This window comes from Amycolatopsis sp. cmx-11-12, assembly GCF_046269425.1.
Classification (GTDB): domain Bacteria; phylum Actinomycetota; class Actinomycetes; order Mycobacteriales; family Pseudonocardiaceae; genus Amycolatopsis.
Map to the genome: position 1 here is coordinate 329,730 of NZ_JADNQM010000005.1, position 19,522 is coordinate 349,251.

The window sequence follows — 19,522 nt, forward strand, 5'->3', positions numbered from 1 at the left end:
TTCAGCCCTTTCCGGGGTGAAGGGCTCCGCAGCCGCCGCAGGTGCGGGCCTGCTCGTCGCCGTAGAACGCGGTGAAGACGGGCGGCAGATCCTCGACGATGTCGCGCACCTGGAGTTCCACCTCGTGCACGAGCGCGTCGCATTCGAGGCAGTACCACTGGAACTTCTCCAGCGTGCCCTCCTCGCGGACGCGTTCGATGACCAGGCCGATCGAGTCGGCCTCCGGGCGCTGCGGCGAGTGCGGGATATCGCCCGGTAGCAGCCAGGTGTCGCCTTCGGAGATGCGGACGGTCTGCTGGCCTTCGTCGGTCATGATGTTCACGTGCATGTTGCCCCTGAGCTGGTAGAACCATTCCTCATAGGGATCGACGTGGAAGTCGGTGCGCTGGTTCGGCCCGCCGACGACCTGCACGATGAAATCGCTGCCGAGCGCCATGGTCCGGTTGTTCACCGGCGGCTTGAGCAGATGCTCGTGCTCGGCGATCCAGGCCTGGAAATTGACGACGTCGGGAATGCGGGTCATCGCGGGACCTCCGTGTCTTTCGGTAGATGAGCGATCGCCTGGATTTCGATCAGCAGATGCGGATGCGGCAGCTGATGCACGGCGACCGTGGTGCGGGCCGGGCCGGTTTCGTCGAAGTATTCGCCGTAGATCTCGTTGTAGCCGCCGAAATCGTTCATCGAAACCAGGAAGGTGGTGATCTGGGTGATGTGGGTGAGGTCGGCGCCGACCTCGTGCAGGATGCCGCGGATGTTCTCGATCACCGCGCGGGTCTGCGCCCGGATGTCCAGGTTCGTGGTGCCGAGTTCGTCCACCTCGACGCCGGCGAACGTGTTGTCCGGGCGGCGGGAACTCGTCCCGGACACGAAGATCAGGTCTCCCGCGACCTTCACATGCGGGAACCGGCCCCTCGGCTTGGCCAGCCCGGAAATCACCCGCCCGCTCATGCCAGCCCTCGCACCGAAACCCGGCCGAGTCCGGCGATGTCCGCTTCGGCGACGCCGGGCGCGAACGGCACCGCTTCGGTCGCCGCCCCGGCCAGTATCACCTGCCCGGCCCGCAACGGGATGGCCCGTTTCCGGCACAGCTCGACCAGTGCGTGCAGCGCGCGCACCGGATCGCCGAGGATCGCTGCCGTCGAGCCGATCACCTCGCGGTCCCCGGACCGCAGCCGTACCGCCCGGTTCGCCGCCTCACCGAACGCGCGCCACGGGCCGAGCACGAACCCGGCGGCCGAGGTGTTGTCCGCGACCACATCGGTGTGGGTGAACCGGAAATCCCGGTACCGGGAGTCGATGATCTCGATCGCCGGGGCCATCGCGTCCACAGCGGACTCGACGTCGAACGCGGGGTCGGCGAGATCGACGTCGCGGGCCAGCCGGTACGCGACCTCCGGCTCCACCTTCGGATGGATGAAGCCCGCCAGCGAGACCTCGCCGCCGTCGGCGACGCGCATCGCGTTGGTGAGCCTGCCCGCGATCACTTCGGACACGCCCATCTGTGCCATCTTCGCCTTGCTGGTCAGCCCCAGCTTGACCCCGATCACCCGCTCGCCACGAGCTTCCCGGCGGGCCACCAGCGCGGCCTGGATCGCGTACGCGTCGGCGGTGTCGAACTCGTGGTCGTCGGCGAGGCTCGGGGTGTCCGCGCGCGTGGTCTGCGCGGTGTCCAGCCGATCGGCGAGCGCCGAGATCTCCTCGGTGGCCATCATGTGCTGCTCCGTACCAGGTCGAGTGCGATGTCCACGATCATGTCCTCCTGCCCGCCGACCAGCTTCCGCCTGCCGACCTCGGTGAGAATCCGCCGGGTGTCCAGTCCGTAGCGGGCGGCCGCGCGCTCGGCGTGCAGCAGGAAGCTCGAATACACCCCGGCGTAACCGAGAGTCAGCGTCTCGCGGTCCACCTGCACCGGCCGCTCCCGCAGCGGGCGGATCAGGTCGTCCGCCGCGTCCTGCAACGCGAACAGGTCCGCGCCGTGCTCCCAGCCGAGCAGGTCGGCGACCGCGACGAACGGCTCGGCCGGGCAGTTGCCCGCTCCCGCGCCCTGCCCGGCCAGCGCGACGTCCACCCGGTAGGCGCCGTGCTCGACCGCGGTCACGCTGTTCGCCACCGAAAGGGAGAGGTTCTCGTGCGCGTGGATGCCGATCTCGGTGTGCTCGCTGAGCACCTGCCGGTACGCGTCGATCCGCTCGGCGACCCCGTTCATCGTCAACCGCCCACCGGAATCGGTGACGTACACGCACTGCGCGCCGTAGGACTCCATCAGCCTGGCCTGTTCGGCGAGCGCCGCCGGCGGGGAAAGGTGGCTCATCATCAGGAATCCGGACACGTCCATGCCCTGCTCGCGAGCCCAGGCGATGTGCTGCGCGGCCACGTCGGCCTCCGTGCAGTGAGTGGCGATCCGCACGCTGCGCACCCCGAGGTCGTGGACGCGGCGCAGCTGTCCGATGGTGCCGATACCGGGCAGCAGCAACGTGGTCAGCATGGCGTTCTCGATCACCTCCGCGGCCGCGGTGATCCACTCCTCGTCGGTGTGTGCGCCGAATCCGTACGTCGCGCTGGACCCGCCGATCCCGTCGCCGTGCGCGACCTCGATCGCCGCCACGCCCGCCTTGTCCACAGCGGACACGATCCGCCGGACCTGGTCCACTGTGTACGCGTGCCCCATCGCGTGCATACCGTCGCGCAAGGTCACGTCCTGGAGGTAGACCTTCATCCGAGCCACCCCCTCAGTTCGGCGATCCGCTCGGCCGTGCGCAGCGCCGCCGAGGTCATGATGTCGAGATTTCCCGCGTAGTCCGGCAGATAGTGGGCCGCGCCCAGCACTTCGAGGAACACCGAGACCTTGAGCCCGGAGATCTCCCGGCCCAGTTCCGGCACCCACTGACGGCACACCGGGTCGAACTGCACTTCCTGTTTCAGTGTGTAGCCCGGCACGTACTCGCGCACCCGGTCGGCCATCTGCCGCACCGACGCCGCGATCTTCTCCCGGCCCGGCGCCCCCTCGACCAGGCAGTACACCGTGTCCCGCATGACGATCGGCGGGTCGGCCGGGTTCAGCACGATGATCGCCTTGCCCATCGCGGCGCCGCCGACCGCGCGGATCGCGGCCGCGGTGGTCTCGGTGAACTCGTCGATGTTCGCCCTGGTTCCCGGCCCCGCCGAGCGGGACGAGATCGACGCGACGATCTCCGCGTACGCGACCGGCGCGACCGAGGACACCGCGGCCACGATCGGGATCGTGGCTTGTCCGCCGCAGGTCACCATGTTCACGTTCGGGGCGGCGAGGTGCTCGTCCAGGTTCACCGGCGGCACCACGAACGGGCCGAGTGCGGCCGGGGTCAGGTCGATCATCAGCTTGCCGTGCTTCTCGGCCACCTCGGCGTGCCGCCGGTGCGCGCCGGCGGAGGTCGCGTCGAAGATCACGCGGACGTCGGCGAACTCCGGGAGCCCGGCGAGGCCGTCGATGCCGCCGTGGGTGGTGGCCACCTTGAGCCTGGCCGCCCTGGCCAGCCCGTCCGAGGCCGGATCGATACCCGCCATCGCGGCCATCCGCAGCGACTTCGACAACCGCAGCACCTTGATCATCAGATCGGTGCCGATGTTGCCGGAGCCGATGACGGCGACCGGAACCGTTGCTGTCACTGAGTCTCCTCTTCGATCACCGCGTCGACCTCGCCGAGTCCGTCGAGCCGCAGCCGGAACCGGCCCGCTCCCGTGATCGGCACCATCGGGCCGAGCGCCCCGGACATCACCACGTCACCCGCGCGCAACGGCTGCTCGCGGGCGGCCAGCTCGCGAGCCAGCCACGCGACCGCGACCACCGGCGAGCCGAGGCAGGCATGGCCCGCGCCGAACGACACCGCTTCCCCGTCCAGCTCCAAGGTCATCCCGGTCGCGGCGAGATCCCGGCCGGTCAACGAGAAGGGAGTACACCCCAGCACCACCGCGCCACTGGACGCGTTGTCCGCCACCGTGTCCACGATGGACAGATCCCAGGCGTCGATCCGGGAGTCCACGATCTCGATCGCGGGCAGTACGAACTCCGTCGCCCGCAGCACGTCCGCGACCGAAGCGCCCGGCACGTCCAGATCGCGGCCGAGTACGAACGCGATCTCGCCCTCGGCACGGGGTTGCAGGAACCGCCGATACGGAACGGGTTCGGTGTGCGCGTACAGCATGTCGTCGAAGAGCACGCCGAAGTCCGGCTGGTACACGCCGAACTGCCGCTGCACCGAAGGCGCGGTCAGCCCGATCTTCGCCCCGGCGACCCTGGCGCCCGCCGCGACCCGCTCGTCACGCAGTCTGCGCTGCACCGCATAGGCCGCGTCGACATCTTGCGTGCCAAGGAGTTCGCGCACCGGCGGGCACGGGGTCGCGGTGCTCGCCGCGGTCGCGAGCCGGGCGGCGGCCGCCTCGATCGGCGCGGTCACAGCCGCACGCACACATTCGTCGGCTCGGTGTAGAAGTGCAACGAAGACGCGCCACCTTCCCTGCCGATCCCGGAAAGCCCCATCCCGCCGAACGGCGAGCGCAGGTCGCGCAGGAACCAGGTGTTCACCCAGGACATGCCGACGTGCATGGCCTGCGCGACCCGGTGTCCCCGGCGCAGGTCCTGGGTCCACACCGACGACGCGAGCCCGTATTCGGTGTCGTTGGCCAACGCGATCGCCTCGTCCTCGGTGTCGAACGGGATCAGCGCGGCCACCGGGCCGAAGATCTCCTCCCGTACCGGCCGGTCCTTGTTGGTCAGGCCGGTCCACAGGGTCGGCTCCAGCCACGAGCCGCCGTCGAGTTCCGGGCCGAGCTCGGGAATCCCGCCGCCGGTCAGGGTCTTGGCGCCGGCCTCCTCGGCGAGCGCGAGGTAGTCCAGCACCTTGCGCCGGTGCTCCGGCGAGATCAGCGGGCCGGTGGTGGTCCGCTCCGCCGACGGGTCGCCGAGCCGCAATCCGCGCGCCCGCTCCACCAGCCCGGCGGCCACGTCATCGAACACCGAGCGCTGCACGTACACCCGCTCGGTGCACAGGCACACCTGCCCGGTGTTCGCGAACACCGACCGGGTCAGCCCGGCGAGCGTCTCGTCGAGATCGGCGTCCTCGAACACGATGGCGGCGTTCTTCCCGCCGAGTTCGAACGACACCGGCCGGACCCGTGGCGCGACCGTGCGCATCACCTGGGTTCCCGTGGCGGATGAGCCGGTGAACGTCACCCCGTCGATGCCGGGGTGCTCGGTCAGGTACTGCCCCGCCGAGTCGCCGCCGAACCCGTGCACCACGTTGTAAGCACCAGCGGGCAAGCCGACTTCGGCCAGCACCTCGGCGAGCAGGGTCGCGGTGGAGGGGGTCTGATCACTCGGCTTGACGACGACCGCGTTGCCGCAGCCGAGCGCGGGCGCGACCTTCCAGGTCAGCAACAGCAGCGGCAGGTTCCACGGCACGATCACCGCGACCACGCCGAGCGGCTTACGCACCGCGTAGTTCAGCGCCTGCGCCCCACCGGGCAGATCGGTGACGAACGATTCCTGGCCGGCGGCCGCGATCACGTCGGCGAACGTGCGGAAGTTCGCCACCGCGCGGGCCACGTCCAGTTCGCGGGCCTGGGTGACCGGCTTTCCGGTGTCCGCGACCTCGGCCGCGACGAACTCCTCGAACCGGGCCTCGATCCGGTCGGCCGCCCGGCGCAGCAACGCGGTCCGCTCCCGCACCGGAGTGTCCGCCCAGCCGTTGTGCAACGCGGCGCGCGCACCGGTGACCGCGCGGTGCACCAGCTCCCGGTCGGCCTCGTGCACGCGGGCGAACTCCGCGCCGGTCGCCGGATCGACCGCCGGGAATCCCGGCCCGTCCGGCTCGGCGAACTCACCGTCCACGAAGTTGCGGATCCACCGCACTGACTGCGTCATGCCGTTCACTCTGACCGGCCGCGCCATGCGGAACAAATGCGTATCTGCTCGCTAGCTATACCAGTTCACACATACTGACCGAGCTATATCAGTCCAGGCATGGCATACCGACAATTCGGCATTTGTGGCCTATGCCTCACGGTGTCAGGCTTCTGCCCAATTACCAGCAGCCGCGATCGGCTGTCGCCCGAGTCGATTGGGTTTTCGCAGATGAACGCACCCGCGCCCCGCAAGATCGCCGCCGCCACGCTCGCCGGGACCACCCTGGAGTGGTACGACTTCTTCCTCTACGGCACCGCGTCCGCGCTGATCTTCAACAAACAGTTCTTCCCCTCGCTGAGCCCCACGGTCGGCACCCTTGCCGCGTTCAGCACCTTCGCCGTCGGCTTCATCGCCCGCCCGCTCGGCGGCCTGGTGTTCGGCCACTTCGGCGACCGGATCGGCCGCAAGTCCACGCTGGTGGTGTCGCTGATGCTGATGGGCGTCGGCTCCACCTTGATCGGGTTGATCCCGAACTATCAGGCGATCGGCATCTGGGCGCCGATCCTGCTGGTCGCGATGCGGATCGTGCAGGGCATCGGGCTCGGCGGCGAAGGCGCGGGAGCGACCCTGATGTCGATGGAACACGCGCCCGCCGATCAACGGAACCGGTACGCCGGGTTCCCGCAGATGGGTACCCCGGCCGGACTGGTGCTGGCGAACCTGCTGTTCCTCGGCAGCAGCGCGGTGATGCCCGCGAGCGCGTTCGCCGCTTGGGGCTGGCGGATCCCGTTCCTCCTGAGCTTCGTACTGGTCGCGATCGGCCTGATGATCCGGCTGCGGATCACCGAATCACCGTCCTTCATCCAGGCGGCGCAGAACGACAAGGTGGTCCGGTTCCCCCTCGGCGCGGCGCTCAAGGTCGGCTTCGGCAGGCTCGCACTGACCCTGCTGGTCGGCGTCGCGAACTCGGCGGTCGCCTACGTGTTCATGGTTTTCACCCTGTCCTATGGAACCCAGAACCTGCACTACGACCGGCAGTTCCTGATCCTGTCGGTGACCGGATCGGCGGTGCTGTGGTTCGCCACCATCCCGATCTGGACCCGGATCGCCGACCGCCACGGCAGGCGCACCATGTTCGTCGCCGGGTCGGCCGCGCTTCTGCTGTGGTGCCTCGCGTTCTTCCCCTTGCTGAACACCGGTAACACCGGGCTCGCGATGCTCGCCCTGGCGGGCATGGGCCTGGTCGTCCCGATCACCCACTGCGTGCAGGGCGCGATCATCGCGGACACCTTCCCGGTCAACGTCCGGTTCTCCGGCATGTCGCTGCTGCTTCAGGGCGGCGCGATCCTCGGCGGCGGGCTCGCCCCGCTGATCGCCACCGCGGTGCTCAACGCCACCGGATCGACCACCGGCATCACCTGGTACCTGGCCGCGATCTGCGGTGTCAGCATGATCAGCGCGATGGCCCTGTTCCGCCTGATCCCGTCCCGCGTCACCGCCACTGCGATCGCCGGGTAAACCCCGTCTGCGCTGGATATCGGCGAATTGCTTGTGTGCGGCGCTCGGGTCGGCGGTGCAGGACATACCCGGCGTAGGCGACGGATCGGTCGACCGCGACCCGGGAGCGGATGATTTTTCAGCAATTCGACCGCGAGAACGCGGGGCGTCAGTTCCCGTCCGTTGAGCTGCAGCGCCGAGCGCCTCGAGCCCGCAGTGCCGCCGGGAGGCGGTATTGAAACCGATCACCGCCGTCAGGTCCGCGCCATCGCCGGGACTTCCACGTTGGTAGGCGAGACGGCCTCCCGCCTGTACAAGGTAGTTTTGATCACCTTGCCCGCCACCTCTGGTATTTCGACTATGGGCCCATTGAAAGAGTTCGTAAGGTGGTCCGTCGATTGGTCGCTACTGTCACCGGTCATGGCGACACTCCTGACCCAGCCAGTCCACGGCCTGGTCGGTATCGAGTACAAGCACTTCACCATTCAATCGCGGGGGCTCACCGAGCCCCCGCGATTCCCGTTCGACCGGCCACACGACCTGATACTGCCGCTGCGGGACGCCCTCGCGATCTTCGTCAAAAGCGACCCCACCACCTACGCCTTCGTTCACCTCGAAGTCTGGGACAGTGAACCCGCGACCACCGCGCCGCCGCATAGCGACACCGAAACACAGACAGTCGTGTTCACCGTCCCGGAGGTCACTGCCCAGGGCGCGATGGCGACAGCGCCCGACACCGGCACCCTCCGGCTCGCCGCTCCCGGCCCCTACCGCGTGCGCGTCCACCGCTGGGGCGCCGAGGACGTGAACCAGGTTTTCGACGCCAACCCGAACGCGCTCATCCACCTCAGCGAACGATTCATCGTTCAACTCTGGCCGACCGAAGAGCCCAGCACCGAACAGCACCCACGAACCACCCGCACTCAGCCACGACCGGCAGCTGCACACCGCGATAAGGCACTGGGCGGCTACCAACAACTCCAGCGCACACTGAAGGGACCGGCACTTTCAGTAACCGTCCGGCTGGCGTGCGATTCCGGATCGCTGCTCGTCCTGGACATGCCCGGAAGTCGCGATCGGATCCTCGAGTACGTGATGTGAACGACGAATCCCTGAAAACTCGGCGAGTAGCTGCATGTAACTAAACAGGCGTCTGAATCGACTCTGATTCGACAGTGGTTTGCGCTGGGCGGGGCTCTAGATCCTGTCGCGCCGGTAGGAGTAATGGATGAGTCCCTGGTGGAAGTCAGCCACTTTGTCGTACAGGGCGCGAGCCGGGGCGTCCTCCAGTGTGTTCCAGTAAAGGCGAGGGAACCCGTGCGCCTCGGCGTCCCACGCCACCCACTTGATCATCGCCGTCGCGACACCTCGCCGCCGGACCTCCGGGTCCACATACAGGTCCGCCAGGTAGCACCTGCCCCCGGCCCTCCAGACGCTCGCGTGGAACACATAGTGCGCGATGCCGACCATCTTGCCGTCGACCCACGCGGCTATCCCTCGCGCCTGCACCCCTTCGAGCACGCGTTGCCAGGCCTGTTCGTAGCTGTCGTCGCCGACCTCGGCCTCGAAGTGGGCGTGGTGACCACGGGCCAGCACTTCCCAGCTGGCGCGGTCGGATTCGGTCAGGAGGCTAATCTCCACCATGGCGGCCATCCTTCACTACAGCCAGGTCAGCACCGCCTCGAACCTGACGGATGGCCGAGCCAGCGATAGCCGCCAGGCACGTACGGCGCAGCAGAGGCTGCCTAGCTGGGCTAAGACTCTGACGGGATCTCGACACTGTGGGAGCCGGTGCGCGCCGCCGGGATTCCTTCAGGTACCAACCCACCCAGACGAACTCGCACACGGCATGCAAAGAGGTCATACCGCGTGGCCATTCGTGCGGTTGCGATTCGGGCCGGCTGCTGCACGGACGACTCACTGAAATATTCGCCGTCTCGGAACTGATCACGAGTGAGGTCGAGCTCCAGGCCACTCGGCAAACGATTCCAATAGTGGAGTCCGTCGGGCCGGCCATCGCGTCGAAAGACCTCCGACCAGAGCAAGACACCGCCAAGGAGCTCCGCCACGGCCATCGATGTGACACCGCAATGCCCAGCAGCAGGGTTAGCGGAATCCCACGAGATGGCAGGGTCACATGTTCGCTCATCCCAGCATCGCCGGAACACGGCGTCCAGCTCCGCCAAAGACCAGACAGTAGTCATCCGCACCCAAAGATCGAGTTGCTCAGCACAGAGACCCTATCGACTGAACCAACGGTATGGAAACAGGCGGATGGCGGCGTCGGAGATGGCGGTCCTTGACGACGGAGTCCGGTTCACCAGGGGATGACGTCCTCGAGGGAATCCGGGCCGCGGAAGACGCCGGACGGGCCGTCCGCGGGGATCGTCGCGAGCAGGACCGGAACGGCCGCACCGTCGGCCACGGTGCGGTGCCCGCGCGGGAAAGGGGCCCCGGCGTTCTGGTCGGTCGGCACCATGCCGGGGCTGGCGGCGTTGACCTTGATGCCGTCTGCGCGGAGGGTTTCGGCGTAGAGCAGGGTCAAGGCGTTGAGCGCGGCCTTGGACGAGCTGTAGGCGAGGAATCCTTCGGTGGGCAGGGAAACCTCCGGATCGCTCAGCAGGGTGAGGGACGCGAGCCCGCTCGACAAGTTGACTACGCGCGGGTTGGGGGAGCGGCGCAGCAAGGGCAAGCAGGCCGAGATCATCGTGACGACACCGAAAACGTTGACCTCGTACACCTCGCGCAGGTGCGCGGCCGTGAAGTCGGTGGTGCGGAGTCCCCATTCGCTGGTGATACCGGCGTTGTTGACCAGGACGTCGAGTCTGCCAGTCTCGGCCTCGATGGTCTCGATCGCCGCCGCCACGGAGGCTTCGTCGGTGACGTCGAGCCGGATGGGCCGGATGCTCGGACCAGCCTGGCCGCCCCCTTCCGGATCCCGTGCGCCGAGGTAGACGGTGAGTCCGCGCGCGGCCAGTCGCTGGACGATCTCCTTGCCGATGCCTTTGCTGCCGCCGGTGACGAGCGCGACTTCGTGGGGGTGCATGCCACTACCCCAGCCGACCTCGTGCCGGAATAGAAGCACCGATTCGGTGTGCGGACCCTACCCTGGCGGTATGCCGGATCCGGAGATCCGCGAACTGCGCTATTTTCGCGCCGTCGCCGAAGACCTGAACATCACCCGCGCGGCCAGTCGTCTCGGTATCGCGCAACCGCCGTTGTCACGCGCCATTCGCGGGCTCGAACGCCGGATCGGCGCGGAACTGTTCGACCGCACCGGGCGGCGGATGGCGCTGACGCCCGCCGGGGAGACCCTTCTCGCCGAGTCGGCCAAGGTTCTCGCCGCTCTGGACATAGCCGTTCGCCGGACGCGTCGGGACGGGAACGCGCTCGTGGTGACCGCTAAACCCGGAGTGGCCACCCGGCTGCTGCACCGCGTCCGCGAACGCTTCCAGGAGGATCCGGCCGCGGCGGAGATCCGTGTGGTGGTGAGCGGGTTCGGTGAACAGGCCGAGCTGGTCCGCGACGGACGCGCCGATCTGGCGATCGCCGCCTGCGTGGACGGCGATGGCCTCGAAACCGAACTCCTGACGACCGAACCGCGCGTCGCCGCGCTCGCCGCCGATCACAGGCTAGCCGGTCGCGGTGTGCTCAGCGTCGCCGATCTGATCGCCGAGCCCGCTCCGCGATGGGCGGATTCGCGGGTCGTCGAGCGCGGCTACTGGCTGGGCCATCCCGATCGCCGGTCCGACGGCCCAGTCGTTCGCGACACCGCCCAGCTGCTGGAAGTCGTCTCTCTCGGGCAGGCCGTCGCACTGGTGCCCGCCTCGCTGGCCGCCGTGAACGTCCGCCCGGACGTCGTCTACCTGCCGGTCAGTGATGTGACGCCGTACCGGACCCTGGCACTCTGGCGCTCAGGGAGCCGGTCATCTTCGATAGCGAGATTCCTCAGGATCGCCGCTGAACACGGACCGAACTAGGATCGGCCGAACGTTTGTCGAGCGCTGGCACGACGCGGTCGGGTCGGAGATCCCGGATGCGCCCGGTCGGCGCCCCGGGCTTCCGAATTGCCACCGAAGCGCGATCGCGCGGGAACACCCGCCGCCGGACTCTCCCCACACGATCGCGCCCACTACCGCCAGAGTCCGATCAGCGGAAAGCCCACACGGCGTCGGAGCCGTCCGGGGCGGCCAGTGTGATCAAGACACGGTCGGCGCCGCCCGGCTTGTCCGCCGGGACCGGGACGTGGAACGGCCAGTTTCCGTCGCAGCGCGGAGTCGAACTCCCGCTGCCGAGATAATCGGAAATGCTGGGCCCCGCGTAGGAGTCGCCGTAGATGACCCGGCCACAGCCGACCGCGTGCAGGGTGCCGTCGAGGATCACCGACCGGTTGGTGAAGGTGGCGGTGCCGGAGGCGTAGCTGGCCCCGTAGTCGACGTAGAAGTCCCGGACGACGGATGCCGGTGCTGCCGTGGCGGCGGGGGCGCTTGCGAAAACAAGCCCGACAGCGGCTACGCCGGCCGCCGCGGCCGTGCGGCGGCGTCGGGTGCGGCTCGCGGTCGTCGGTGCGGGTTGCGGTGTGGAACTGAGCATCGAGAACAAGGAAATTCCCTCCGTGGTCAAGTCGGCGCCCAGGAATTTCGGGCGCTCTGCAGGATGTCGCTTCCAGTCCCCGCTCGTCTGCGTCATCTGACACAGATCAGCGAGGACCAGGCTGCCGCTCGCGGCCTGGTTTCACCCGAATACAGGCGGATCCAGCAGCGCCGCCGCCGCCATGTTCTTCACGGCCGCGTTCACCGTGAGGCGCTATCTCGAGAAGTGCCTCGGGTCAGGAGAGCCGGTCGAGGATCCGCGGCGCGAGCTCGGCGGCGGTGAGGCGGCAGGGAGACCACGTGTCGCGTACCGGCACCGGTCGCGCGCTGTCTCGCAGTTACCGCCACGGTGAAACGTGGCCGCACCTAATACGCCGGGTCGGCACCTCGCGTCTCGCTGATCTCGGGCTGTGGCCGACTCGTCCGGTGACGCCGAGACGACAGGGCGGCAGGGCGAAGTCGGTGCTGGCGTTGCTGATCGCGATCCGGCAGTGGTCGCTGCGTGGCGCCTTGGCGGAGGTGAGCCGGCTGGCGCGACGGCTCCTGCTGGTCTCGAGTGTCGTCACGCTGGCCCTGAACGTGGCAGAGCCGCTCATTGCGGGGGAGATCGGCCGCGCGCTATTCGATGCAGTCGGCCCCCTCCTGCTTATTGGGTGGGCCGACGTCGGACCCGCGCTGCTCCGTGAGCTGGCGACAACAGCAGAACGGGAGCGAGGCGAAACGCCCGCGCCGCCGAGTCCTCGTGTGAAGGCGCTCCCGAGGGCGCGAAGATCGTAGGGTGAGCTGCCTCGCAGCCCAACGAAGCGGTCGAGTTTGCCGAAGATCGACGACGAGCTGGTAACGAAGGCGATCGAGGCGGATCGCCGTCATCGACAGGAGACCCAACGCCCGATCTCAGCGGAGAGCCTGATGCGGACCTTCGGCCTCGGGGCGGAACGTTCACGTCTACTGATGCGCACGGTTCGCGCGCGCTGGGAGAACGAGCGCGATCGTCACAACGGCGGCGAGGTACTGAACTAAACACAAGACAACCCACCACGAATTGTTAGCTAGATTTTCGTACGAGGCCGGCGTAACCGCCGAGTGTCAGCGTAGCCAAGCCCCATACTGCGGCTGTACAAGCCATATTGCGAAGGCGAGTACGTCACCCCAGTTCGTGTCTGGGAACACTGTAGGACAACGTCGAGTTCGTGATCAGTGTGGATTCCACGAGTGTCCGGGCGCATCAGCACGCGGCCGGTGCCCGGAAGAAAGGGGCTGCGCGGACTGGATCGAAGACCTCGCGATCGACGGGGAATGCCTCGGACGCTCCCGGAGAGGGCTGACGACGAAGCTTCACCTGGCGGTCGACGCGGCCGGTCTGCCGTTGGCGGTGATCCTCACCCCGGGCCAGGCCGGGGACAACAACCCGCAACTGCAGCCCCTGCTGGACGACATCCGTGCCATCCACCTTCGCTCCTGTCGGGTCCAGCAGCCAACGATGTTGTCCTGGCTAGCAGGCATGGCATAACACTTCGAGTCGTTCTGCGACTTGTTGAGGCGTTCGGCAGATTCGAGGGTGGTAGCGCGTGAGCGACGTTGATGAGATGGAAGACGCGGTTCTGGAGGTTCCGGTAGCGTTGGCGGCTCCTGCGAGTGCCGTGGTGGTGGATCTACCCGTTGGAGAGCCTGCTCGGCTCGCGGGATGAAGCCCGTCGGCTCTTGACGTTGGCTGCGATACCGGTGGCTGCCGGGCGGGTCGGCAGCCACCGGACAAGGCGGTACTCAGGCGCGCGGGATCCGGGGCAGGAGCAGGTACGGCCGCTGCTTCTCGTTGCTGTGCAGGGTGGTCCGGCCGTGGAAGGCCGGCCGGTCTCGGTCGCCGGGGAGCTCGTGCCAGTAGGCGCCGCTACCGCGAATTTCGCGACCGTAGACGATCTCGTGCGGCCCGGGCAGGTGGTGTTCGTAGTCTTTGCCGCGCACGGATACCCCGAGGGTGTAGCCGGCCGGGACGACGATCGACAGTGGCCAGATCTCGACGTCCGCTTCATACACCTGCCCGTGGACCAGTGGGGAGATCTCGGTGTGCCGCTGCCATGGCCGGTACGGTCGCGACAGGTCCGGGTCGAGCTCGCGGTGCGAGACGCGCAGCCAGCCCTGGCCGACGGGGCCGTGGGGCTCGAAGGCTGTCGGGAAAAGCACTTCGGTGCCCTCGGGGTCGAGCAGGTGCACCGTGGCGAACAGGTCGGCGTCCTCGGTCGTGGACGAGACGAAGAGTTTCAGCGCCGCGGGGCCGGTGTACTCCACCTCCTGGTCGGCGGGCGGCAAGGTGAACATCAGTCCTTCCGACCGCGCGACGAACTCCGAGTGCTGCGCGCCGGTCGGAGCGCGGTCGGTCAAGGTACCGGTATCTAGGTCGAGGTGCAGTTCGGTCCATTCCGTGCGCGCGAGAGGCCATTCCTGTTCGTGTCGTGGGAAGAAGCCATCGGGCGTGCACACCTGCAGCTGAACCGGCGGCTGGTCGTCCCACCCGTTGGCCTCGCCTTTGAGGAAGTGGTCGAAGAAGCGCCGCTGCACATCGAGGCCGTAGTCGGTGTAGAACTCCGTCCAGTGTTCGAGCCCGTGCACCTCCAGCCACTTCTGCTCGGACGAAACCCGGTGGTAGCCCTCGAAGTTCCCACGCGAGTGCAGGCCCATACCTCCCCAATTGGCGGCGGTCAGCACGGGCACGGTGATCTTCTCCAGTACCGCGGTGCGATCCAGGTAGTAGTCGTCGATGACGGGCCGGGCAAGCAGTATCTCGGAGATCCGGATCGCGGCCGCCCGCAGCGCCTCCTCCGTGCGCACCGGTTTGCCCGACACCTTTCGGCCGGTGTTCGGATTGAGCGGCGCGTCGGCGCGGCCGTGCTGGATGCGCAGTACCTGGTGCGGCGCCCAGCCGGGCATGAACTCCGACGGGATCCCGCCGTGGTGGGTGTACTCGCGGAAGAAATCGGACGCGCCCTCCCATGGGCAGATGGCCTTGAGGTGCGGCGGGGACAGCGCGGCGGCCTGCCACTGGTTGGTCGCGAGGTACGAGATGCCGAGCATGCCGACGTTGCCGTTGCTCCACCTCTGGACGCCTGCCCATTCGATCGCTTCGTAAAGGTCTTGTGTCTCACGCGGGGAGAAGAAGTCGATCGCACCCTCGCTGCCGCCCGTACCGCGCACGTCGATCCGCACGCATGCGTAGCCTTCCGGGACCCACCGTTCCGGGTCCGGGTATTCCCAGACCTGGTACGCGCTGGTCGATTTCTCCGCCACTTCGGGATGGTCACGCACGAGAGCGGAGAACGCGGATGCGAACCCCTCCGCGAACGCGAGTCCCTTGCCGTACGGGCTGGCCGCCAGCAGCACCGGGTGCGGCTCGTCGTCGTCAGGCCGGAAGATGTCGACGGCGAGCGTCACCCCGTCGCTCATCGTGATCCGCACATCCCAGTCGACCCGCATGCCGTCGCGCACTTCGCTGTAGGGCTCGTAGTGCTGTGTCATGACTTCCTTTCCTTCTGTCCTTTGTGGTCAGTCGCGCGCCTTGCCCATCGCGGCCATGGCGACGAGGCCGACGACCGGGATGGCGCACAACTGGATGACCCCGGCGGTTTGCCAGCCGAAGCCGGATTTGGTGGCCGCGAAGAAATAGCCGGAGAAACTCGCCGGGATGTACATGGCCGCGACGAAAAGGCCCGTTGCCCGGCCGACCTTCGCGCTGGGCACCGAACGCTGGATGAGTGCGCTGGTGTTGGTGTAGACGACGCCGGTGAAGGAGACCCCCAGCAACAGTGAGAACACGAGCTGCGCGGGATAGGTCGTGCCGAAGACGAAGATCCCGGCCCCGCATCCGGCGATCGCGGCGAATCCGGCTACGTTGACCAGCCGCTGGTCGAACCGGTCGGCGAAGATGCCGCAGAAGACCGCCGTGAGCGCGCCGAGTCCGAACATGGCGGCGGCGAGCGCGGTCTGGTCGGAGGCGTATCCGTGCGTCTCGCGGAGGTAGGTGGGATACAGCCCGAGGTAGCCGTAGATGGTGAAGCCCGCGGCGACGGTGGCGATGGTGCAGCAGATGACGCGCCGGTTGAAGAAGCGGACAGCACCGCCCGGTGCCGACGTGGTGCGCGGTTCCTCGTGGCGGCCGATCTCCGTCACCGACCGCGGCACCGCGAAGATGAGGACGACGAGGATCACGAGGCCGATCGCGCCGAACACGTAAAGCGGGACGCGCCAGCTGCCCGTCGAAGACAGGAGCGCGCCGCCCAAGAGTGGACCGGCGAACGCGCCAAGTCCGAACGCGGCGTTGATCGACCCGATCGCCACCGCGCGGTTCCGGTGGAAGTACGCGCCGACAGCGGCGTACAGCGCCGCGTTCTGGGCTCCTTCGCCGACACCGGACAGGATCCGCCACACGGTCAGATCGACGAGCCCGGCCGCCGTCGCCTGGAGCGCGCAGGTGATCGAGAACAACAGCAGGCTCGCGATGATGATCCGTTTGCGGCCGATCCGGTCGGCCAGATAACCGGCCGGGATACCGGCCAGGCCCATGCCGAGGGTGAAGATCGTCGACAGCGTCCCGGCCTGGTTGCCGGTGAGCGCGTAGGCCTGCTTGATATCGGGCAGCAGGATGGCGAACACCTGCCGGTCCATCGCGTTGATGAGGTAGGTCAGGTCGAGGACGAGCAGGATGAGCAGGGTCCGGAAGGTCCACGTGGCGGCGCCGGGCGCCGGGGTGCGGCCGGTCAGCGTGGGGCCGGTGAGTTCGGGGGTGGTCATGGCGGTGCTCCTCGGAGCAGGGGAGGGGTACGGGAGGTCGGGCACGCTGGCACGTGCGGGATGGCGAACAGGAGCCGTTCGCGCCGTCCTCCGGGACGGCCGGGTGCTGCCGGAACGAGGTTCAGTACAGGGAGAGCAGCCGCAGGCCGTGCCGTACCTGTTTGAGCCGGTCGCGACGCTCGCGGCGGGCGGTGACCGCCTGGTCGAGTGACACCGGCACGAAGCGGACCGTGTCCGGTGCCTTGAGCTGTGCGAGCACGTCGAGGTCGGCGCTCACGACCGTGCCGATCGTCGCGTAGCCACCTCCGGTCACGGCGTCGCGCAGCAGGCAGATGGCTTCCTCGCCGTTGGGTACCTGCACCGACCCCACCGGATAGCCGAGATCGACAACGTTGCTGGGGTTGTCGCCCGCGCCGAACGGGGCTTCACGGTCGACGAACCGCAGTGCCGGCCCGATCAGGCGGCGGCCGGTGCGGTCGGATTCGGGCGAGACGGTGAACGTCGAGGAGAAGAACTCGCGGACGCTTTCGTCGGTGAACCGGTGACGGCACAGTCCTTCGACAAGCCGGAGGCGCTGGTGCCCGCCGAGGACCGGACGCAGCCGGGGATCGACGGTGCTGCCCGCGCCGGGACGGAACATCCCGGTCCCGTCGCCGATCGGCAAGATGTCGCCGGAAACGAGCGCCCGGCCGTCGTGCCCGCCGATCGCCGAACTCTGGTAGGTGGACCGGCTCCCGAGGAACGGCTCGGTCCCGATCCCTCCGCGCACCGCGAGGTAGGCGTGGCAACCGGTGCGCAGCGTGCCGATCCGCAGCACCTGGCCGGGTTCCACGAACAGCGTCTGCCAGCACGACACGGTCATGCCGTCGACGTCGACGTCGGCTTCGCCACCGGTGACTGCCACGGTCGCCGGTTCGGTGAAGCGCAGTGCCGGTCCGATCATGGCGATTTCCAGCGTCGCCGCGTTCTCGTGGTTGCCGGCGAGCAGGTTGGCGCAGCGGTGCGAGTACTGGTCGAGCGCTCCCGAAGGGGGCAGTCCGATGGCGTATTGCCCGTCGCGGCCGAGATCCTGGACGAGTGTGCGGGCGCCGGGGGCGAGGACTGTCAGCATGACAACGCCGCCTCCAAAGTGCGCGGATAGCCTGCCGGGTCGGAGAGGAATTCGGCGAGCGCGAAGCGCACTGGTGCGCGCCGATACCGGTACCGGCCTTCGCGTGAGTCGGTGCGCAGCTGTTCGTACTCCTCGCCGTGGACGGGCCGGAAGCGCAGCAGCGTCGAGATCGTGGCGAGCACCTTCGATGTCTCGAACCCGGGAGTCCGCTGGGTGAGGTCGGCGACCGGGACCGGGGAGCGGCCGAGCAGTTGGTAGCCACCGACCCCCGCGGTCGGGTACACGACGGTGAACGCACCGCCGTGCGCGACCGCCCTGGCCGGGGTTTCCGTCCTCGGCCGCAGGTACTTGGGCGCCTGGATCTGCCGCTCGCGCGGCACGAGCTGGACGCATTCGGTGTTGCCCGGCTTGAAACACGGGAAGGTGACGATGAACGGCGCCGACGCGTGCGCGGCGACGAGGTCGGCCACCGAGGCCAGTCCGTTGATTCGCGCGGTGTAGGCGATGTCCGTCTCCGTCGGCGACTGGTGCCGGTCCCGGAACTTCAGGCAGGTCCGCTCGGTCTCCGGATCCGCGTACCACACGGGGATCTCGACGATCTCCGTGTCCAGCGCCACCGATCCCGCCTCCTCGAACCGGTCGTGCAAGCGGGCCAGCGCGCGCACGAGTTCGCGCGGGTGAAGCACGTCTGGGTCGGCGCGCACGAGATAGCTAGCGTTGGCCGGGGCGACGTCGATGACGCCGGGCAACTCGCGCCGGGCCAGCTCACCGGTGATCGCCTGGATCCGCAGCGCTTGCGCGAGGTCCATCCCTTCGCACACCTCGACGAATACGAACTCGTCCCCACCGAAGCTGGCCCGTGCGCCGTCGGCAAAGAACTCGTAGCCGCTCATAACGCCTGCTTGGGGGCGCGCAGGAGGAATCCCGCCGATTCGAGGCGCCGTCGCACGGCCGCCGCGATCGCGACCGCGTTCGGCCGGTCACCGTGCACGCATACCGAGCGCACCGGCATCGGGATCACTGTCCCGCCGACCGTGCGGACGGTGCCGCGCGCCATGTCCAGCGCACGATCGGCGATCGCTTCCGGGTCCTTGGCCCGCGGGACCGGCTCGACGATGTTGATCCCGTCCTGGTCGAAGTCGAGGTCGGCCGCGTTCTCCGGAATGACCGGCAAGCCCTCCGCGACCACCGCGCGCATCGCCTCGGTCGGCGCGAACATCAGCGGAACTCCCGGCAAGACCGGTTGGAGTGCCCGCGCGACGCGGGTCGCCAGCTCGGGCGACCGACAGATCCGGCCCATGAGCGCGCCGTGCGGTTTGACATGGGTGAGAGGCACGTTCTCGGCCGCGGCGAGCCCCGCGAGCGCACCGACCTGGTAGAGGATGTAGTCGACCACGTCGGAGTCGGTCGCGGGCAGCGCCCGGCGGCCGAAGCCGAGCAGGTCCGGGTAGCCGGGGTGGGCGCCCGCGGCGATCCCCGCCTCCCGTGCGCGGATCAGGGACGACCGCATGGTCGCCGGATCGCCGGCGTGATAGCCGCAGGCGATGTTGGCGGTCGTGATGTGCCGGAACAAGGCTTCGTCGTCGCCGAGCGTCCACCGGCCGAAGCTCTCGCCGGCGTCCGCGTTCAGGTCGATCGTCGGTGCGGTCATGATCACCT

General features: G+C 68.3%; 20 protein-coding genes and 1 pseudogene. 6 read left to right on the top strand and 15 right to left on the bottom strand.

What is annotated here, in order from left to right:
- Window position 1 precedes the first annotated feature (1 nt).
- From ACLARN_RS09695 to ACLARN_RS09725, 7 genes are read right to left on the bottom strand one after another with little or no spacing between them, the layout of a single operon-like run.
- Window positions 2-523: a 3-hydroxyanthranilate 3,4-dioxygenase gene (locus tag ACLARN_RS09695; RefSeq protein WP_409490977.1), complete on the bottom strand. Its 522-nt coding sequence runs from the start codon at window positions 521-523 to the stop codon at window positions 2-4.
- Window positions 520-948, bottom strand: a complete 429-nt coding sequence (locus ACLARN_RS09700; RefSeq protein ID WP_409490978.1) for a RidA family protein — start codon at window positions 946-948, stop codon at window positions 520-522. Before ACLARN_RS09700 ends, ACLARN_RS09695 begins: the two co-directional genes overlap by 4 nt.
- On the bottom strand, window positions 945-1,712 hold the full coding sequence (locus tag ACLARN_RS09705) for a 2-keto-4-pentenoate hydratase (protein ID WP_409490979.1): 768 nt from the start codon (window positions 1,710-1,712) through the stop codon (window positions 945-947). Before ACLARN_RS09705 ends, ACLARN_RS09700 begins: the two co-directional genes overlap by 4 nt.
- Window positions 1,709-2,716 carry a 4-hydroxy-2-oxovalerate aldolase gene (gene dmpG, locus ACLARN_RS09710; protein WP_409490980.1) on the bottom strand — a complete coding sequence of 336 codons (1,008 nt, stop codon included), beginning with the start codon at window positions 2,714-2,716 and terminating at the stop codon, window positions 1,709-1,711. Before dmpG ends, ACLARN_RS09705 begins: the two co-directional genes overlap by 4 nt.
- Window positions 2,713-3,645: an acetaldehyde dehydrogenase (acetylating) gene (locus tag ACLARN_RS09715; RefSeq protein ID WP_409490981.1), complete on the bottom strand. Its 933-nt coding sequence runs from the start codon at window positions 3,643-3,645 to the stop codon at window positions 2,713-2,715. The genes dmpG and ACLARN_RS09715 overlap by 4 nt, the downstream gene beginning before the upstream one ends.
- Window positions 3,642-4,433: a 2-keto-4-pentenoate hydratase gene (locus ACLARN_RS09720; protein WP_409490982.1), complete on the bottom strand. Its 792-nt coding sequence runs from the start codon at window positions 4,431-4,433 to the stop codon at window positions 3,642-3,644. The genes ACLARN_RS09715 and ACLARN_RS09720 overlap by 4 nt, the downstream gene beginning before the upstream one ends.
- Window positions 4,430-5,899 carry a 2-hydroxymuconic semialdehyde dehydrogenase gene (locus ACLARN_RS09725; protein ID WP_409490983.1) on the bottom strand — a complete coding sequence of 490 codons (1,470 nt, stop codon included), beginning with the start codon at window positions 5,897-5,899 and terminating at the stop codon, window positions 4,430-4,432. The genes ACLARN_RS09720 and ACLARN_RS09725 overlap by 4 nt, the downstream gene beginning before the upstream one ends.
- A gap of 210 nt (window positions 5,900-6,109) precedes the next feature.
- Between ACLARN_RS09725 and ACLARN_RS09730 the strand changes: the two genes are divergently transcribed.
- Window positions 6,110-7,399 carry an MFS transporter gene (locus tag ACLARN_RS09730; protein ID WP_409490984.1) on the top strand — a complete coding sequence of 430 codons (1,290 nt, stop codon included), beginning with the start codon at window positions 6,110-6,112 and terminating at the stop codon, window positions 7,397-7,399.
- Between the two features lie 399 nt (window positions 7,400-7,798).
- Window positions 7,799-8,479 (top strand): hypothetical protein, encoded by a 681-nt coding sequence (locus ACLARN_RS09735; RefSeq protein WP_409490985.1) that lies wholly within the window; start codon window positions 7,799-7,801, stop codon window positions 8,477-8,479.
- A gap of 96 nt (window positions 8,480-8,575) precedes the next feature.
- On the opposite strand, the gene ACLARN_RS09740 is transcribed toward ACLARN_RS09735, so the two are convergent.
- Window positions 8,576-9,022: an N-acetyltransferase family protein gene (locus ACLARN_RS09740; RefSeq protein ID WP_409490986.1), complete on the bottom strand. Its 447-nt coding sequence runs from the start codon at window positions 9,020-9,022 to the stop codon at window positions 8,576-8,578.
- A 673-nt stretch (window positions 9,023-9,695) separates the two neighbouring features.
- Window positions 9,696-10,424: an SDR family NAD(P)-dependent oxidoreductase gene (locus ACLARN_RS09745; RefSeq protein ID WP_409490987.1), complete on the bottom strand. Its 729-nt coding sequence runs from the start codon at window positions 10,422-10,424 to the stop codon at window positions 9,696-9,698.
- A gap of 70 nt (window positions 10,425-10,494) precedes the next feature.
- Between ACLARN_RS09745 and ACLARN_RS09750 the strand changes: the two genes are divergently transcribed.
- The gene (locus ACLARN_RS09750; RefSeq protein ID WP_409490988.1) at window positions 10,495-11,358 is read left to right on the top strand and encodes a LysR family transcriptional regulator; all 864 of its coding nucleotides are present in this window, start codon (window positions 10,495-10,497) and stop codon (window positions 11,356-11,358) included.
- Window positions 11,359-11,527: 169 nt separating this feature from the next.
- Here ACLARN_RS09750 and ACLARN_RS09755 read toward each other — a convergent pair whose 3' ends face one another.
- Window positions 11,528-11,971, bottom strand: a complete 444-nt coding sequence (locus ACLARN_RS09755) for a hypothetical protein (protein ID WP_409490989.1) — start codon at window positions 11,969-11,971, stop codon at window positions 11,528-11,530.
- A gap of 425 nt (window positions 11,972-12,396) precedes the next feature.
- Between ACLARN_RS09755 and ACLARN_RS09760 the strand changes: the two genes are divergently transcribed.
- The 3 genes and pseudogenes from ACLARN_RS09760 to ACLARN_RS09770 form a co-directional block, all read left to right on the top strand.
- Complete coding sequence (locus ACLARN_RS09760) at window positions 12,397-12,747, top strand: hypothetical protein (protein ID WP_409490990.1); 351 nt, start codon at window positions 12,397-12,399, stop codon at window positions 12,745-12,747.
- Window positions 12,748-12,783: 36 nt separating this feature from the next.
- Complete coding sequence (locus ACLARN_RS09765; protein WP_409490991.1) at window positions 12,784-12,990, top strand: hypothetical protein; 207 nt, start codon at window positions 12,784-12,786, stop codon at window positions 12,988-12,990.
- Window positions 12,991-13,163: 173 nt separating this feature from the next.
- Window positions 13,164-13,372: pseudogene (locus ACLARN_RS09770) on the top strand (transposase); the annotation flags it as partial.
- A 362-nt stretch (window positions 13,373-13,734) separates the two neighbouring features.
- Here ACLARN_RS09770 and ACLARN_RS09775 read toward each other — a convergent pair.
- From ACLARN_RS09775 to ACLARN_RS09795, 5 genes are all read right to left on the bottom strand, one after another.
- Window positions 13,735-15,480 (bottom strand): CocE/NonD family hydrolase, encoded by a 1,746-nt coding sequence (locus tag ACLARN_RS09775; protein WP_409490992.1) that lies wholly within the window; start codon window positions 15,478-15,480, stop codon window positions 13,735-13,737.
- A gap of 27 nt (window positions 15,481-15,507) precedes the next feature.
- Window positions 15,508-16,752 (bottom strand): MFS transporter, encoded by a 1,245-nt coding sequence (locus ACLARN_RS09780; protein WP_409490993.1) that lies wholly within the window; start codon window positions 16,750-16,752, stop codon window positions 15,508-15,510.
- Between the two features lie 121 nt (window positions 16,753-16,873).
- Window positions 16,874-17,863, bottom strand: a complete 990-nt coding sequence (locus ACLARN_RS09785) for a biotin-dependent carboxyltransferase family protein (protein ID WP_409490994.1) — start codon at window positions 17,861-17,863, stop codon at window positions 16,874-16,876.
- Window positions 17,857-18,756: a 5-oxoprolinase subunit B family protein gene (locus tag ACLARN_RS09790; protein WP_409490995.1), complete on the bottom strand. Its 900-nt coding sequence runs from the start codon at window positions 18,754-18,756 to the stop codon at window positions 17,857-17,859. The genes ACLARN_RS09785 and ACLARN_RS09790 overlap by 7 nt, the downstream gene beginning before the upstream one ends.
- Complete coding sequence (locus ACLARN_RS09795; protein WP_409490996.1) at window positions 18,753-19,514, bottom strand: 5-oxoprolinase subunit PxpA; 762 nt, start codon at window positions 19,512-19,514, stop codon at window positions 18,753-18,755. Before ACLARN_RS09795 ends, ACLARN_RS09790 begins: the two co-directional genes overlap by 4 nt.
- Between the last annotated feature and the right edge of the window lie 8 nt (window positions 19,515-19,522).

Bases quoted from the DNA above. Each gene is read 5' to 3' on its own strand.
- ACLARN_RS09700 (WP_409490978.1), bottom strand. From the start codon at position 948: ATGAGCGGGCGGGTGATTTCCGGGCTGGCCAAGCCGAGGGGCCGGTTC.
- ACLARN_RS09745 (WP_409490987.1), bottom strand. From the start codon at position 10,424: ATGCACCCCCACGAAGTCGCGCTCGTCACCGGCGGCAGCAAAGGCATC.
- ACLARN_RS09755 (WP_409490989.1), bottom strand. From the start codon at position 11,971: ATGCTCAGTTCCACACCGCAACCCGCACCGACGACCGCGAGCCGCACC.
- ACLARN_RS09735 (WP_409490985.1), top strand. From the start codon at position 7,799: ATGGCGACACTCCTGACCCAGCCAGTCCACGGCCTGGTCGGTATCGAG.
- ACLARN_RS09790 (WP_409490995.1), bottom strand. From the start codon at position 18,756: ATGAGCGGCTACGAGTTCTTTGCCGACGGCGCACGGGCCAGCTTCGGT.
- ACLARN_RS09740 (WP_409490986.1), bottom strand. From the start codon at position 9,022: ATGGTGGAGATTAGCCTCCTGACCGAATCCGACCGCGCCAGCTGGGAA.
- ACLARN_RS09730 (WP_409490984.1), top strand. From the start codon at position 6,110: ATGAACGCACCCGCGCCCCGCAAGATCGCCGCCGCCACGCTCGCCGGG.
- ACLARN_RS09785 (WP_409490994.1), bottom strand. From the start codon at position 17,863: ATGCTGACAGTCCTCGCCCCCGGCGCCCGCACACTCGTCCAGGATCTC.
- ACLARN_RS09750 (WP_409490988.1), top strand. From the start codon at position 10,495: ATGCCGGATCCGGAGATCCGCGAACTGCGCTATTTTCGCGCCGTCGCC.
- ACLARN_RS09795 (WP_409490996.1), bottom strand. From the start codon at position 19,514: ATGACCGCACCGACGATCGACCTGAACGCGGACGCCGGCGAGAGCTTC.
- ACLARN_RS09775 (WP_409490992.1), bottom strand. From the start codon at position 15,480: ATGACACAGCACTACGAGCCCTACAGCGAAGTGCGCGACGGCATGCGG.
- ACLARN_RS09705 (WP_409490979.1), bottom strand. From the start codon at position 1,712: ATGATGGCCACCGAGGAGATCTCGGCGCTCGCCGATCGGCTGGACACC.
- ACLARN_RS09695 (WP_409490977.1), bottom strand. From the start codon at position 523: ATGACCCGCATTCCCGACGTCGTCAATTTCCAGGCCTGGATCGCCGAG.
- ACLARN_RS09725 (WP_409490983.1), bottom strand. From the start codon at position 5,899: ATGACGCAGTCAGTGCGGTGGATCCGCAACTTCGTGGACGGTGAGTTC.
- ACLARN_RS09780 (WP_409490993.1), bottom strand. From the start codon at position 16,752: ATGACCACCCCCGAACTCACCGGCCCCACGCTGACCGGCCGCACCCCG.
- dmpG (WP_409490980.1), bottom strand. From the start codon at position 2,716: ATGAAGGTCTACCTCCAGGACGTGACCTTGCGCGACGGTATGCACGCG.